The 14,287-nt window shown below is 39.2% G+C and carries 18 protein-coding genes; 2 read left to right on the top strand and 16 right to left on the bottom strand.

Annotated features, from left to right (window positions below; genetic code table 11):
• Window positions 1–189: hypothetical protein (locus NYE58_RS37405; RefSeq protein ID WP_340893376.1), on the top strand; the 189-nt coding region annotated here is incomplete at its 5' end.
• Between the two features lie 197 nt (window positions 190–386).
• Window positions 387–653, top strand: coding sequence for a hypothetical protein (locus tag NYE58_RS37400; protein WP_340893374.1), 267 nt, complete (start codon window positions 387–389; stop codon window positions 651–653).
• A 437-nt stretch (window positions 654–1,090) separates the two neighbouring features.
• On the opposite strand, the gene NYE58_RS37395 is transcribed toward NYE58_RS37400, so the two are convergent.
• From NYE58_RS37395 to NYE58_RS37325, 16 genes are all read right to left on the bottom strand, one after another.
• Window positions 1,091–1,294: a hypothetical protein gene (locus NYE58_RS37395; RefSeq protein ID WP_076138962.1), complete on the bottom strand. Its 204-nt coding sequence runs from the start codon at window positions 1,292–1,294 to the stop codon at window positions 1,091–1,093.
• 109 nt (window positions 1,295–1,403) lie between these two features.
• Window positions 1,404–1,610, bottom strand: a complete 207-nt coding sequence (locus NYE58_RS37390; RefSeq protein WP_076138961.1) for a hypothetical protein — start codon at window positions 1,608–1,610, stop codon at window positions 1,404–1,406.
• Window positions 1,611–1,728: 118 nt separating this feature from the next.
• Complete coding sequence (locus NYE58_RS37385; protein WP_340893372.1) at window positions 1,729–4,488, bottom strand: hypothetical protein; 2,760 nt, start codon at window positions 4,486–4,488, stop codon at window positions 1,729–1,731.
• A 22-nt stretch (window positions 4,489–4,510) separates the two neighbouring features.
• Window positions 4,511–5,101, bottom strand: coding sequence for a hypothetical protein (locus NYE58_RS37380; protein ID WP_076138960.1), 591 nt, complete (start codon window positions 5,099–5,101; stop codon window positions 4,511–4,513).
• 132 nt (window positions 5,102–5,233) lie between these two features.
• Window positions 5,234–6,346, bottom strand: a complete 1,113-nt coding sequence (locus NYE58_RS37375; RefSeq protein WP_076138959.1) for a WxL protein peptidoglycan domain-containing protein — start codon at window positions 6,344–6,346, stop codon at window positions 5,234–5,236.
• A gap of 22 nt (window positions 6,347–6,368) precedes the next feature.
• The gene (locus NYE58_RS37370; RefSeq protein ID WP_076138958.1) at window positions 6,369–7,049 is read right to left on the bottom strand and encodes a hypothetical protein; all 681 of its coding nucleotides are present in this window, start codon (window positions 7,047–7,049) and stop codon (window positions 6,369–6,371) included.
• Between the two features lie 31 nt (window positions 7,050–7,080).
• A complete protein-coding gene (locus NYE58_RS37365) occupies window positions 7,081–7,263 on the bottom strand; it encodes a hypothetical protein (RefSeq protein ID WP_076138957.1) in 183 nt (60 codons plus the stop codon).
• 37 nt (window positions 7,264–7,300) lie between these two features.
• Window positions 7,301–7,714 (bottom strand): prepilin peptidase, encoded by a 414-nt coding sequence (locus NYE58_RS37625; protein ID WP_143767404.1) that lies wholly within the window; start codon window positions 7,712–7,714, stop codon window positions 7,301–7,303.
• 55 nt (window positions 7,715–7,769) lie between these two features.
• Window positions 7,770–10,142: a CARDB domain-containing protein gene (locus tag NYE58_RS37360; protein ID WP_076138955.1), complete on the bottom strand. Its 2,373-nt coding sequence runs from the start codon at window positions 10,140–10,142 to the stop codon at window positions 7,770–7,772.
• 97 nt (window positions 10,143–10,239) lie between these two features.
• The gene (locus tag NYE58_RS37355) at window positions 10,240–11,094 is read right to left on the bottom strand and encodes a copper amine oxidase N-terminal domain-containing protein (RefSeq protein ID WP_076138954.1); all 855 of its coding nucleotides are present in this window, start codon (window positions 11,092–11,094) and stop codon (window positions 10,240–10,242) included.
• Window positions 11,081–11,437, bottom strand: a complete 357-nt coding sequence (locus tag NYE58_RS37350; RefSeq protein ID WP_076138953.1) for a hypothetical protein — start codon at window positions 11,435–11,437, stop codon at window positions 11,081–11,083. Before NYE58_RS37350 ends, NYE58_RS37355 begins: the two co-directional genes overlap by 14 nt.
• 73 nt (window positions 11,438–11,510) lie before the next feature.
• Entirely contained in the window at window positions 11,511–12,191 is a 681-nt protein-coding gene (locus NYE58_RS37345) for an RcpC/CpaB family pilus assembly protein (RefSeq protein WP_076138952.1), read from the bottom strand.
• A 41-nt stretch (window positions 12,192–12,232) separates the two neighbouring features.
• The gene (locus NYE58_RS37340; protein ID WP_076138951.1) at window positions 12,233–12,652 is read right to left on the bottom strand and encodes a hypothetical protein; all 420 of its coding nucleotides are present in this window, start codon (window positions 12,650–12,652) and stop codon (window positions 12,233–12,235) included.
• Window positions 12,653–12,656: 4 nt separating this feature from the next.
• Window positions 12,657–13,070, bottom strand: coding sequence for a DUF4320 family protein (locus NYE58_RS37335; protein WP_076138950.1), 414 nt, complete (start codon window positions 13,068–13,070; stop codon window positions 12,657–12,659).
• A 16-nt stretch (window positions 13,071–13,086) separates the two neighbouring features.
• Window positions 13,087–13,314, bottom strand: coding sequence for a hypothetical protein (locus NYE58_RS37330; RefSeq protein WP_076138949.1), 228 nt, complete (start codon window positions 13,312–13,314; stop codon window positions 13,087–13,089).
• Window positions 13,315–13,342: 28 nt separating this feature from the next.
• Window positions 13,343–14,188, bottom strand: coding sequence for a type II secretion system F family protein (locus tag NYE58_RS37325; RefSeq protein WP_143766814.1), 846 nt, complete (start codon window positions 14,186–14,188; stop codon window positions 13,343–13,345).
• Window positions 14,189–14,287 lie beyond the last annotated feature (99 nt).

The raw sequence follows: 14,287 nt of genomic DNA, 5'->3' as shown, positions 1-14,287 counted from the left end.
ATCGATCCGGAGTCTTCAGCAACTCACTTAAGTGTCTGCAGGTTCCGGATGAGCATTGCCCTGGCTAAATGCTACCGCTCACCGCTGGATCCCCTGCAGCTGCTACTCACGCTCTCCTGGATGCGGTCCATCGCCCAGGACCTTGTTACCGCCGGCGCATCGATCCGGAGTCTTCAGCTGCTTACCTAATTGTCTGCAGGTTCCGGATCTGTGCATTGTTCCTGGCTAAGTGCCACCGCTCACCGCTGGATCCTCTGCAGCTGCTGCTCACGCTCTCCTGGATGCGGTCCAGCGCCCAGGACCAAATACCGCCGGCGCATCGATCCGGAGTCTTCAGCAACTCACTTAAGTGTCTGCAGGTTCCGGATGAGCATTGCCCTGGCTAAATGCTACCGCTCACCGCTGGATCCCCTGCAGCTGCTACTCACGCTCTCCTGGATGCGGTCCAGCGCCCAGGACCTTGTTACCGCCGGCGCATCGATCCGGAGTCTTCAGCTGCTTACCTAATTGTCTGCAGGTTCCGGATCTGTGCATTGTTCCTGGCTAAGTGCCACCGCTCACCGCTGGATCCTCTGCAGCTGCTGCTCACGCTCTCCTGGATGCTGCCAGCTACCGCCGGCGAATCGATTGGGAGTCTTCAGCAGCTTACTTAAATGTCTGCAGGTTCCGGATGAGCATTGCCCTGGCTAAATGCTACCGCTCACCGCTGGATCCCCTGCAGCTGCTACTCACGCTCTCCTGGATGCGGTCCAGCGCCCAGGACCAAATACCGCCGGCGCATCGATCCGGAGTTCAGCTGCTCACCTAACTATCTGCAGGTTTCGGATCTGTGCATTGCCCTGGCTAAGTGCTGCAGCTCATGCTCTCCTGGATGCGGTCCATCGCCCAGGACCTTGTTACCGCCGGCGCATCGATCCGGAGTCTTCAGCTGCTCACCTAACTATCTGCTGGTTCCGGATCTGTGCATTGCCCTGGCTAAGTGCTGCAGCTTATCGCTGGATCCCCTGCAGCTGCTACTCACGCTCTCCTGGATGCTGTTAGCACCCAGTAGCAACCTCTACACCAGGATCTATATAGACTAATAAGCCCTTTAAGATTCAGGAACTACTTTATAATAAACTGCTTCAATACTCCCCTTAATTGGACGGACGCTAACGCCAGTTCTTTTTAGGTCAGAAATAATTATTCTGGCCTTATCTTTGTTCTGGTACCCCTCTAATATTTCTTCAGGGGTAGTATATTGTTCAAAACGTTTTCCCGCATTGGTAATTCCGGTATAAACAGCTATCTTCATTTCAATCACTCCTTCTATTCTTCAGCAGCTTACCTTAGTGTCCGCTGGTTCCGGATCTGTGCTGCAGCTCATACTCCTGGATGCTGCTAGCGTCCAAGACCGGGTAGAGTTAGTTCTTATTTACGTAATATTTGCCGGCTCGACCTTGGAATATACCGTAACTAGATGGGGAAAGAGTCAATTTATAGTCATTACTATCGTTATCACCTGTAGTAAAGGAACCATCGCTCCAGGATCTTAATTGATCCACTTTTATTCCTAGAAAATCAGCTAACGCCGTTCGTTTATCATCATTGCAAAAATCCACTTGATCCATTATTGTTCATCCTCTCAGATATTTATAAGTAAAAAAAAAACTGATTAATAGATCAAATTGATCCATTAATCAGCCTTTTCCAAATCACTAACCCTAATAGAAATCCAGGTCTATTTAATTAAATTCCTGATGCAAGGGTGAAAGTAAACTGTGACCGGTATGTCCCTACTCGCAGCCCTGTTTTTGCTCCAACTTGATAATTACTTCCACTTCCAGTTGAAACCACCTCAACTTTATCTGGAACTCTCAACATATAGGACATTGGAATTTGATATTGTCCCATACCTTGGAACTCCTCTGCTTTTGCTAACACTACTGGTTCAGCATTAAATACATAAGTACCATTTAAGCTCAAATTAGTGTCTTGACCTGCCATTACTTTGGAATTTGAAACATCTACACTTAAAGAATTTGAAGGCATTTTAACTACCAGGTTATTCTCACCCAAGCTATTGTCGATTACTGGATCAGAAATGAAATCCGTTACCTTTAATGAGTAATTCCAGCCGGCTCCCGTCCCCCGTGAATCTTCAATAATTGAATTTGTCACACTATTAAGAACCTGATATTGATTTGTAGTACTAATGGTTACTGTGTCCAGCAGTAATCCATTAAATTGAGAGGAAAACCCTCCTGAAAGAACATTAAACGTTACATCTTCAGAACCGATTGGATTCCCCCAGCTTGGGTCCAGCGTTGGTGCTGGTGTTACTGTTGGCGTTGGTGTCGCTGTTGGCGTTGGTGTCACTGTTGGCGTTGGTGTCGCTGTTGGCGTTGGTGTCGCTGTTGGCGTTGGTGTCGCTGTTGGCGTTGGTGTCGCTGTTGGCGTTGGTGTTGGTGTTGCTACAGGAACAGAAGTCACGGTTTCGGTAGCTTCCCCCAATACAGCATCTGTAGTTTTATTCTTAATTGTCGCCTTTACTACGTGAGTCCCTTCGGAAATTTTTACAGGTGCAGTGTAAAGCGACTCCACCCCATCAATAGACACGTAGACTTTTGTTGTACTTGTGGGAGTAGACCCTATATCTATAGTTACAATATCATCGCTAATTAATATCTTTGGATATCCTGTTGGGATAACTATAGGAGTATTTGTAAAAGTTGTCGTGAGTATTGTACTGTAGGTCGATCCATCGCCTGCTCTGGCTTTAAATGTTATAGAACCCGACTGTGTAATTACAATAGGTGCAGTATATGGAGTCCATGTCGTTCCATTATCCAGTGAATATTCCTTAACTGAACTTGTACCATAATCCACTGTTAGTGTGTTTCTATTATAACTATCTAGAGTTTGTGAAGTTATGGTAGGCTGTTCAGGTGTAGTGGGAACATATCCCTCTGGTGCTACATTTGTCAATCCAGGTATCTTCGAACCTACACCCGTTGTAGGGCTAAGACTGTATACATTACCTGCTTTAGTTATACCTAATAAAACAGAGTCGCCGGTTCCAGCTCTTGGCTCAATAAAACCAGCAAATGCCTCTCCAGCTACACCAGTTGTCTTGAATGTAGAACCCTTCCAGTAAACTAGGTCATTACCTGCCCCTCTAGAGGGCACTAGTGCATAAAAAGCTCCCATTCCCATTGTTTTAAAAGTAGCGCCTTGTAGACCAGCGTAACCAATATCTGCGACATCAGTTAGCTCATCATTAGGACCGTAAACTCTCTTAGGTGAAGGATATGCGCTACCTGAAACCCCCGCATAACCGCTATTATTCTCACCATACACAAAAGTGGTGCCGTCTTCTTTTAGGATAAGATTTAAGCTTGTGAAGTTCGTAGATGTTGTTTTCTTAACTCCCGTAGTCATAAGCTCTTTAGAAGAGAAGTTAATTCCTCCTGTGGTGTCTGGATACCACTTAGCCATACTAGATTGACCCCATCTATAGAGATTTGATCCCTCTAATGAGGTATACAACTCAAAATACCCTACTTGAAGCGAAACATGCGTTTTCAGTACCCCATTAGGATCTTCATTGAAGGGTACTAACGCTTTAGTAGTAGAACTCGCCCTATCTTCTCCACCATCAGGGCTATAAAAACTAGTGTATGTGTATGTCTGACCGTTTATAATAAAATATCTTCTTGACTTATCGTAATGATTATATGAAAAATTATAACTACCATCTGTCTCTTTTTTGAGAGATCCATCCGAAGTTAGCATTACATTATTCACAAACTTTAAGTCAAATGACCCATTCGTAAAGGCAGGTATTCCAGTTTGGGGCATAGATACACCAAGATTTGCATTCAAGCCCAGGACATTATAACCAACAAAGAATACTTGTGTGTCTTTTACGAAGAAAACACCCATATCGGAATATACCAATATCTTTTTAACTCCAGTGAGATCAGTACTATCTAATCCATTCTTAACAAAACCAGGTGTAGTTCTATCTGCAACACTTCCTGTACCTAACTGACCTTTTATCCCTTCGCCCCATGCGTGTACTTTTCCATCAGTTGTCAGGGCGAAATAACTGGGAGCTACAACACCACTCATATTAAGCTTGTAAGAAACTAAAGATGTATACGTTAAAGAACTAATTTTTGTATTTGTACTACTGTTCCAAATGTAGCCGTCTCTATCCCTGTAATATCCAGGTACACGATCTAGAATATTAGCATCATAAGGATACTCCAATGTGTTATTGTGGAAATAAGCTTTTGACTCATCTGAAAATGTAACTCTAAAATACACATCATTATCCAGGGCATAGGTAGTAGTTACATCAACTACAGATTTGAAAGACGCCCCCTGTGCCTTAGGTGCCATTCCAGAAAAGGTTAATGCCGGAACTAATAACATCAGAACTAAGAAAAATATAAATCCACTTCTAGTCTTCTTATACGTAGTGTGAGTCCGTTGTTTCCTCATTTTTTTCCTCCAGTATTCGAATTTATATTCCTGCTGTTGCAGTGTAACTAAATGTTGAGGTATAGGTACCTTGTAGCAAACCTACCTGTTGTCCGTTACTACCCATAATCAGCTTAGGAACATTCAAGGTGTAATTAACTAAAAATTGATGAGTTCCCGCCCCTTCAGAGGGAATCACTGCTACAATACGACTGTCTGCTGAGGAGAGCACCTGTTGATTTGCTAACTCTCCCTTGGCTCCTTGGAAATCAATTGGTGTCCCGACAATAGCACTTTTGTACAAGGTTGAGAACGATACAGCTGATGCAGGAATGACAAATTCAACTGCCTTTCCACCTACCATTTTTGTCAGTTTAAAATCGGAAGCCCTGAGTACAACACCCCAACCAGCTGCAGTACCACGCGCATCTAGTACATACAAATTACTGTTAGCAGCTGAACTCTGGTTCTGCTTCAAATCAAGCGTTACATCCGTAAAGGTTGGTTTCGTTTGAGTTATTTGAAGCCCCGCACCAGTTACCACAACTTCTGATTCACCTGTATCTGCGGCATAAGCAGACATTGGAACTGCTAAGGCTACCAGCATTAAAATACTTAATAATACTTTTTTCATGATTCTCCTCCTCGAAAATTTATCTTTGTTAGAAATCAGCCTACACTGCGAACATCACCACCTCCTTTCAAGACAATAAAACAACAAAAAACGAACCCTAAAAATATAGAGTCCGTTCTTAATAATTCCTTCTTAGTTTTCTAATTGCTTATCTACGGGTTTAATAGCCTCCGGATCAGACTCTTTCTCTTCTTCCTTTTCCTTTTTCCGTTTCCAAAGCAGTAACAACAACCAAAAAAACAAAAAGAAAAAGATAACAATAATTATGATTACTAAAATAACTACCCAAAGATGAAGCTCTAACCAATCCCAAAATGTTTGAGTTACTTCTATTTTTCCGTTTTGTATTAAAGCCTCTTTAGATACGTTGGATTGCTCAGGACTAATAGAAAACGAAAAAGTACGACTTATTGTTTTTCCGGAAAAAGTCGCTTCATAATACGCCTCGTATGTGTCTGGTAACAAAAGAGTCTCATTCACGATATAAACCATATCTGCTGTTGTCCCACCATAGATTGACTCTGCAGCGTAATCCTGTTTATAGATTATTTGACCTTTACTATCATTTATACGAATTTTACCTTTAGGTTTTTCAAGTATAGTTCCTGAATTACTGAGCTCCACCGTCAGCCTGGAATATCCCGAACTAACATAATCATGTTTAAAACTATCAATGCTCATATTATGCTTCGCCTGATCTGCTTTGTATTCCAGAACCATCTGCACGCCACTTCGGTTAACCACATCAATGGCTAATGATGCTTGCTGCCCTTGAATGTTAGGATTTTGTTCTGCTGCCTTGATCAGCTCTTCAGCAGCAATAACGCCGACATACTGACCTGGAGTAATATCCGCTGGTACAGTCAATTTATAAGTAAAACTGCGTTCTTCTTTAGGCTTCAGAGTGAATTCATTCACTCCTTGCGGCTCCATCCATTTTCCCACGAGCTTAAGTTCCTGATCCTTTTCCGAAAAGCTCCTCCCCCCATTCTGAGCTGGTAGAGCATCTGCTGGATACATTTTAATCTTTACAGGATTGTCTTTTGCATTTCGAATGAAAAAAGTATATTCCCGAGTGTCACCAGGCTTGATCTGGTCTTTATAGTAACCTCGACCTTCTTCCACTTCTTTAGTTGGTGAAAGTACGAATGAGCTTTCTGCGTTTGCCATCCCCACCAAAAATACACACCAGATCATCAAAACGGATGAAATGATTTTGAAATAACCGGTCCTTATTTTCTTCATTTTTTCTTTCCTCTCTAACTGCTTAAATTCCTGAAACCAATGTGCAAGTCATTGTTGATGAATAACTTCCGGTTAACATGCCTATTCTTCCCTCAGGTATTGACATCCCCTGGGCGTTCTTAATATTAAGTAAAGCCGGTACGCTGATATTTAGATTAATAGCAGCCTTAAATGTACCTCTACCAGATCCCTCTGAAGCCTGAAGAACAGTCTGCGAGTCCGAGAAAAATCCAGAACCTAAGAATATCCCCTCTGGATTACCCTCAATAGCCTCTAAATCAGTAACCGTGAAAGCAACATAACTTGACGGGAAACTTGCGGTTACGTGACGATTATCCGAGTAAGATCTAGTCACAATAAAATCCTGCATTGATATATCGTATTGCCACCCACTTTCTGATGAATTCCCAATCTCCACGGTAAGAGTTTTCGAAAGTGTTACTCCAGACATATCAATACTGGGAGAATCTATTGAAGGAACAACCTTCAGTAATTGAGAAGAGTACACTTCAGTTATTACAGTATCTTTCTCAACTTTATAAACATCATCTAGGACACTCATCTCCACATTCATCTGTTCATCTGAACTCACATGATTTTCTTCTACATTATCGGCAAGCACCTCTGTTATTGAACCGATATTAAGAAATCCTCCAACAGTCAGAAAAAAGATAATAAATATGTATATCCAAGTTTTTTTCATTTCAACAACACCTTTCATCCAACATAATGTGTCAGATTTTCATTTCAATGAGACGTTTCACAGAGAGTGAAATGGGCATATCAAGATCTGTTTGAAAATATTGACTAGCCTCACGTAATGCCAATGAATAAGCTTCTTCAACATTCACATTGGAAGCACGGATATTTCTCACGGCAAGTTCAACGATTTTTGAATTAATAATACTATTCTCCATGTTCATTCTTCCTTTCAAAAATAGGTCAAGTTCTAAATCAATAAAGTAAAATAACGCTACAAAAAACCCCAAACGTCAAGAATGGAGCTAATGGGATTGACTTAACATTTACTCTATCTTTTAAGAGTCGGAAGATAAGATATAGCATCGCGGAGATGCTCATCCCCATTATCACAAAGAGTGTTTTTTCCAAACCAAGAACCAGTCCAATCAATGCAATTAGCTTAATATCGCCAGCACCAATCGCGTTTGAGTTAACAAAAAAAAGAATTGTGAGTATTAAAGCTGGTATGAGTCCGAAATAAAACTGGACATCAAACATTCTGATTACGAAGATCAATATAAGCAAAGGATGAATGATTTTGTTTGGAATTCTTCTTGTCCTGATATCCGTATAGCTAAATATCATACAGATTAAAATTAGAGCAATAAGCAGCAGTATAATATTCACCTCCAAATCAAAATAACAATAGCCATATCCGAGGATATGGCTACTGTTAACAGAATTAATTACTCTTCAAATTTTGAACATCATCATACATTGAACCCCATATTTCAACCTTCTTTTCAAAACATACTTTCAATCCAGTCATACCTGATTCAGATGAGTATACTTTTATTGTGTAGGATCCATTAGGTGAGTTAACAGCAGTAAAAAATTTCCTATCATTATATACCTTCCCTGAATCCGATTTTACGCTTTGTATTGGCAGCTCCCAAGTTGCTGTATTGTTATTACCCGATGTTTTTTCCATTTTAATAGTTTTAACCAGAGTACCTCTCGTATCATAAACCATCGCATACATTGCGTCCGGACCTTTAAAACTTCCACCTATCGGTTCTGCAGTATTATTCAACCCCGTTGGTACTTTTGTTTCCCAATCATTGCTATAGTCAGTATTCACCTTAACCTCAAAACCGTATCCTGCCCGAGTAATCCTATTAGGATCTTTAGAAGATTTACTTGCATAAGGTATGATTTCCCATGATCCTCTACTTTCCCGATCAGATTCTTTAGGTTTCTTGAGGTCCGTTGCAATCCCTTGCTTTGTAGTAACTGTTGAGGTTACTTTCAACTCTTCTTGATACGAGACACTTCTGTTTTCCCAAATGGGATCACTATAGTCAGTGTAACTATATGAACTATAGTACTCTTTCCCATTAATATCTTTCCAGGTGTAATAACTAGTCTTAGTGTGATATCCCGTTATAAGACTATATGTTACTTTCCAATTCCCTTCTAGCTTAGGTGAACAATTTCCGTCACTCGATCCAGAACGCCCGTTTATTGTACATCCAGTAGATGCAATATTGTTTGAACGGTCCTTATCTTCAACCTCATTTAGTGGATCTACATGAACTGTGATATTGTGTACTCCCTCACCACCAGACCAAGTAAACCCGCCGACAGTAGCCGTTTGATTAGCCAATAGATCTTTTCTTAGCTCATGAATTTGGTTTCCATTATCATAGAAACGAATACGCACATTAGATTTACCATTATCACCGATATTTTTAACTTTAGCAGAAATTATAGATGAATCTCCAACTACTAACGTTGAAGGGGCTGCCGTCACTGATTGGGCAACCAAGTCAGTTGATGGTTCAGCCACTTCGATTAACCACTCACCACTAATTTCATTGTTAAGATATGCTGCAGCTGGTGACTCCAGCGCACGATTCTGATGATTTGGATTGTTGATCGTTGCTTTCGCCTTAATATAATACTTACCAGGCTTTTTCCCAACATCGATTTTACCTAGAAAAAAGGATAATGTTGTACCATTGGTTATAGTTTGAGGTAGCGCCGTCTGGTTACTGTACATAGTGAACTCACCAGTCACCGCACCACCGATTTTCATTTCTGCAGTATTAGGGATTCCAGCTACGTTAACTGAATCAGAAGTGATAAAATCTTCTCCATCATAACGAACTTTAGCCCATAACTGACCACCTTCTGTAAGCGTTAATTCAGTTGGTTTATAGTCCATAGGTGTATTGTCAGCCAGTGTCAAACTCTTAATAGCGGTTCTGCCATAACCATCTTCTACAATAATATCAACGTCTTTCCCTAGAACTTTAAGAATCTTCTTAGCTTCGAAATTGAGAGTTTTACTTAAGGTATCTTCAGTAGTATTTATCAATTTCCCATCTGTTAATGAGACAACGTTACTTAGATCCGGAAAAGCTCCTTTAGGCGCTGCAACTACACGAATATTACGTTCACTATAACCTGAAGCAGTAAAACTTATTGTCAAATTATTACCCTGGACAACGTTCAATTCAGGCCAAGGTGAAACACTGTAATAAGCAGTTCTCTCAGTTTCAGATGTTTTTTCAGTTTTCACAAATTTTATTCCCAATCGCTGTACTATTCCCGATGTACGAATGAGAGGGTAATAGTTTTCCAATTTATAAAAAAAGGGATGCCCTTCTTTAAAAATCGCATCATCAGCACTTAACATGAAATTATCACGATAATACTTTAGTTGTTTAGTACTTACAGTTAGATTATTGGAATTAATTGCATCAAATAATGTACCAAAGCTTGATGCACTTTTATACACCAAACCAAACCCATTCTCTTTATCAAAATCCTCCCCTGGACTATTTTTCACATTGAAAACATCATAATTATTAATAATGCTTGATTTATTATTTGGAAAACTAAAAACACTTTTCCAGCCCGTTAACTTCCACACGTTCCCGTTAACATCTTTATCAATGGCTGGAATATAACCATTAAGCGCAGTCCCTTCATAGTCATAGTTCCAAAGAGGCACATATTTTTTCACCATTGGATCAGCTGACGCAGCGCTAGACACTGCACCGAACATAACAAAGAAACATGATATAATTAGCATTATTTTCCTTTTCAAACGTAACCCTCCTCTTTTCTCTTAGCAAAAAGACCCCTCATTTTAGAAGGGGTCTTTTTGCTAAGATTATGATTTTTATTCGACTCATAAAAGCAGATTACTTTAAAGATTGGGCTGCTTTAATTACTTCAGACAAAAGGCTCTCATTATCTCCATTTTTAACTACTGCATCTTTCTTATGTTCGGAAAAATCCCTTACAAGGTTTGAATCTTGAACATCAAAAATAACTGAAAAGTTTTCCCAAAATGCATTTGTAGGATCTACCATCGAGAAAGAAACAAATCCCTTTCCTTGTCCAACAGCAAAAGTATATTTATTCCCTGGTGTTAACAAACTACCACCGCCAGGATTATAATATGTTCCCTTCACATCTTTCGGAAGCGTAAAAGTAACCACGCCGTTTGTAAGGCTTATATTATCCACAAACAAAACTTTTCCAAGGTCTTTGTTTTCTTGATTCCAACCGAAATCCTTATTAGGCTGCTGTGATCCATTATCAACTGGTTTCTTTGTATCAGTTGTAATACTCACAATTCTTTGTTTCTGATCCCATCCGACTTGAGCTCCTAAAGCCTCTGACACAAATCGCAGTGGAACAAAGACACGGGATTGTTGTAAACGTGCCGGAACATCAAGTTTTTTTATAACAGTATCCACCACTACAGAAGTGCTGTTTACCTTCATTGTAATCTTTTTATCACCTTGTTGAACTGTAACTACTCTCTCTTTGCTATAGCCCACATTTGCGCCCAATGCTTCAGACACAAATCGAATAGGAATCATCACCCTATCACCTTCTGTATAGGGTTTTGCATCTGGAAATGTGACGTTTTTATTATTCACCTTTACCGTGACTCCCTGAACTTGGGCAGCAGAAACACCAGCAATACCAACAATATTAAAGAGCATGAGGAGAGAAATTATCAACTTCATACTTTTATTCGTTTTCATTTTGATCACCCTTCCCCTTATTTTCATACGGTACTACTTCATAAAGATCTTTCAATAATTTATTAATTGAAGTTGTTGCTTCATTAAATATTTGTTGACTTTGCTGCACCTTTTCTTTCCATTCAGTACCACCAAAATCATTCACTTTCGAACCTAAAAGCTTTATTGCTGTTCGTATCGCTTCTGAACTATCTACGTTGTTTATTTCACAGTAATTTTGTAGTATCTTAGCTGATTCATCATCCAGCCTCAATCCTGTTCGTTTGACCTTCGGATTCTCTGCTGGAGGTCGCCCTCTATTCCTTTTTTTCACTTGGTTTAAAGGCGTTTCTTTCTCCTTCATCGTATCACCTTATTTTATGTCATACCTAATTATAATTTTTGTCCGACATAAAGTAAAGATAATTTTCAGACTATTAAGATTTTATACCTACCGGAAGTAAGTACACCTTTCCACTCTCCTGGTATTCCATGATAGCAGCGGCTTGCTCAACGGTCACTTCAAGCACAACTACTACTGGAATAAGACTATTACCTGATGCTACATCAGGTGCTGTTCCTTCTGAATTCAGGCGCTTTAAGACCTTAATATTAGTTAACTTTGGATTTACAACTTTTTTGCTAAGGTTTGTAGCCTCATCCCTTACATAAGCGATAACATTGACATATACACCAGGTTTAGCGTCGTCCCCTGCAGATCGGACTAAATCAGTGGCTATCCCGATTTCAGTCATTCCCTCTTTAAGACCAATACTACTGCCAACTTCTGAATTCAAGGATGTCGTATTATAAGTTGTCCTAACCGGTTCGTTATTTCTAATACCATACTCCCCTGCATAAAGATCACCGAATTTGAGATCTTCAGCATCAAGAACCGCATCTGTTGGAATTTCACTCAGAACTATTTCGCGATATTGCAACTTGTCTTTTGTTATTTCGGTAAATGGTGCAATGTCCTGTTTGGCTACAACAACCCTTTGCGTTTCTACCTGTTGAGATATATTTCTATTTTGAACGGTGTAAACTCCGATTAATATTACAAGTCCAATAACGATAAATGAAAGAGCCCGTGTATATTTGTTCCAAAATCGCTTCAAAAGATTACGCCTCCTCGTTAATGTGTTTCTTTTTTTCTCTGTTATATATAAATACTCTCATACGCTATTCTTCGACTTAATGAAAGAGGATAACTTATTTCTTTTATTGAGTATGAAATCCTTGTTTTGAACTCAACCTGAATCCAAGGGATTCCATCTGAATCATAAGAGATCTTTAAATCTAACTGACTTCCGCTCATGTATGCATTCTCCATCAATGGATCAAGGTTCATATAGCGAATAAATTCACGCTTCACTGCACTCCTCAACATATCTTCATCAAGTGTTACCGTACCTTGTTGAGCATCCGTTACAATTCCTGACTCAATTATCCCTGCATCAATTGAATGCTCGAAACCCCGACCTGACTTAGCGTATAGATAGCCAACTGAATACGTGTCAAAGGAGAAAATGACAAAGAATGTCCCTATTAGAATAGCCCCCCATAATTTCATCCACATTTAGTTACCCTCCTTCTCTGATCAGCTTATGGGCAAGACCTGTAACCTTAACGTTAATGGGCAAGCTAAAGGATAATCCTAAAATTTTGGCAGCATAAATATCTACTGTCTTTGATACCTTTATCTCTAATACGTCCCCTCTCTGTACAGTCTGTGAAGTAGCTTGGAAAGTTATCTTCGAAGGATCCATACCAGCCCTTACCAATAAATCATTAAATTGTTGTCTAGTTTGTGCATTCGCGCCATTTTGCACCTTCATTACTTGCAAAACTTCATTAGCAGCACTGTTAATAATGCCCTTGGCCTCTGTGTACTGCCATATTGATAATCCGAACATGACAAAAAAAGTAACTATTAGAGAATAAAAAAGGATAGAGACATGACTGTCCCCATCCTCTCTTTTTATCAGATTCTTCATTTTTCTTCTCATAAAATCAGTTAATTTCATTGACTTTGTTAGAAATTTTATCGAAAATCAACGGAATCAGTTTATCTTTAAACAGTACAAAAACAAGAACAATCAATATAATAGTAACAAATGTAACTACAACCCAATTCACGCCATCGCCTTTATCTCCATTGATAAGGGACATACTTTTAGAATAAAGTTTAGCACCTACATTTTTAAAATTATTTTTAGCTTTTCCGATGATACTAGACATATAATATCTCCTCCATATTTTAATTTTTTTAAAGTGCAGCAAGACCTGCAAAAAGTTTAAATCCCATCAAACCCATAAAAATCATGTCATGAAAGATTAGAATCCCATAGAATAAATTCATTTTTTCGGGATTTCCTTTGGTGAGCTCTATCAGTGAAAGTCTACGTAAATCCCTTAAATCATTTTTTATTGAGTTTAAATCATCTTCCCCTTCGTGGAATCCTTTCTCCAAAATAACATTGACTACAGATACAAAATCGTACATTACTGGAAGATCAATATCTTCTGCAAAGATTTTCAGTGCGTCTTTCATTAACATCCTGTCGCTATTAGCAATTAAACGCTTGAGCATTTGCCCAAGAAGTTCGCTACCTTGATTACTGGCTGCTTCGAATATACCTTTTAAGGGCTTACCGACCTCTAGCGCGTTAATCATTTTGCTAATGAGATTTGGAAGATCCCTAATCAATAAATTCTGCCTTTTTTTGTGCTGTTTTGAAATATCATTAATATCGTTCCAAATTAAAAGCCCCACTGAAAGTGGGACTAGTGTATAAAGTATTGGCATATGCGTCACTACTGGTAACAACACCATTATTGGAACAAACAGTAATGATTTTAGTATCGTTTTGGAAATGAAATATGGGTAACTATCCTTTTTATTCAGAGTCAAATATTTTGCCCTTGTAACTTCTCCAAATATTTGATCTAACCATTTCCATTTTTCAAGCCGGTCCGAAAAAAGAACAAGAAAAGAATTTTGTTCCATTCGCTGGATTTCTTTCTCGTCCATATTTAGAAAAACAGCCATTTTTGTTATTTTTTTTTGCCTATCAAATCCAGGCAAGATAATAGACAGCACTGGCAGAGACATGATTAGTATCACAATTGAAAACAAAAATGAAAGATTCGTTTTTTTCACCTCCTTTAATTAATTTATAAATAATGTTCTTCGTAATTAATAAAAAAACGA

Origin of the sequence: Paenibacillus sp. FSL L8-0708 (genome assembly GCF_038009325.1) — a bacterium.
Lineage (GTDB): Bacteria > Bacillota > Bacilli > Paenibacillales > Paenibacillaceae > Paenibacillus_AQ > Paenibacillus_AQ odorifer.
This window is presented reverse-complemented; position numbering and strand designations above follow the sequence as displayed.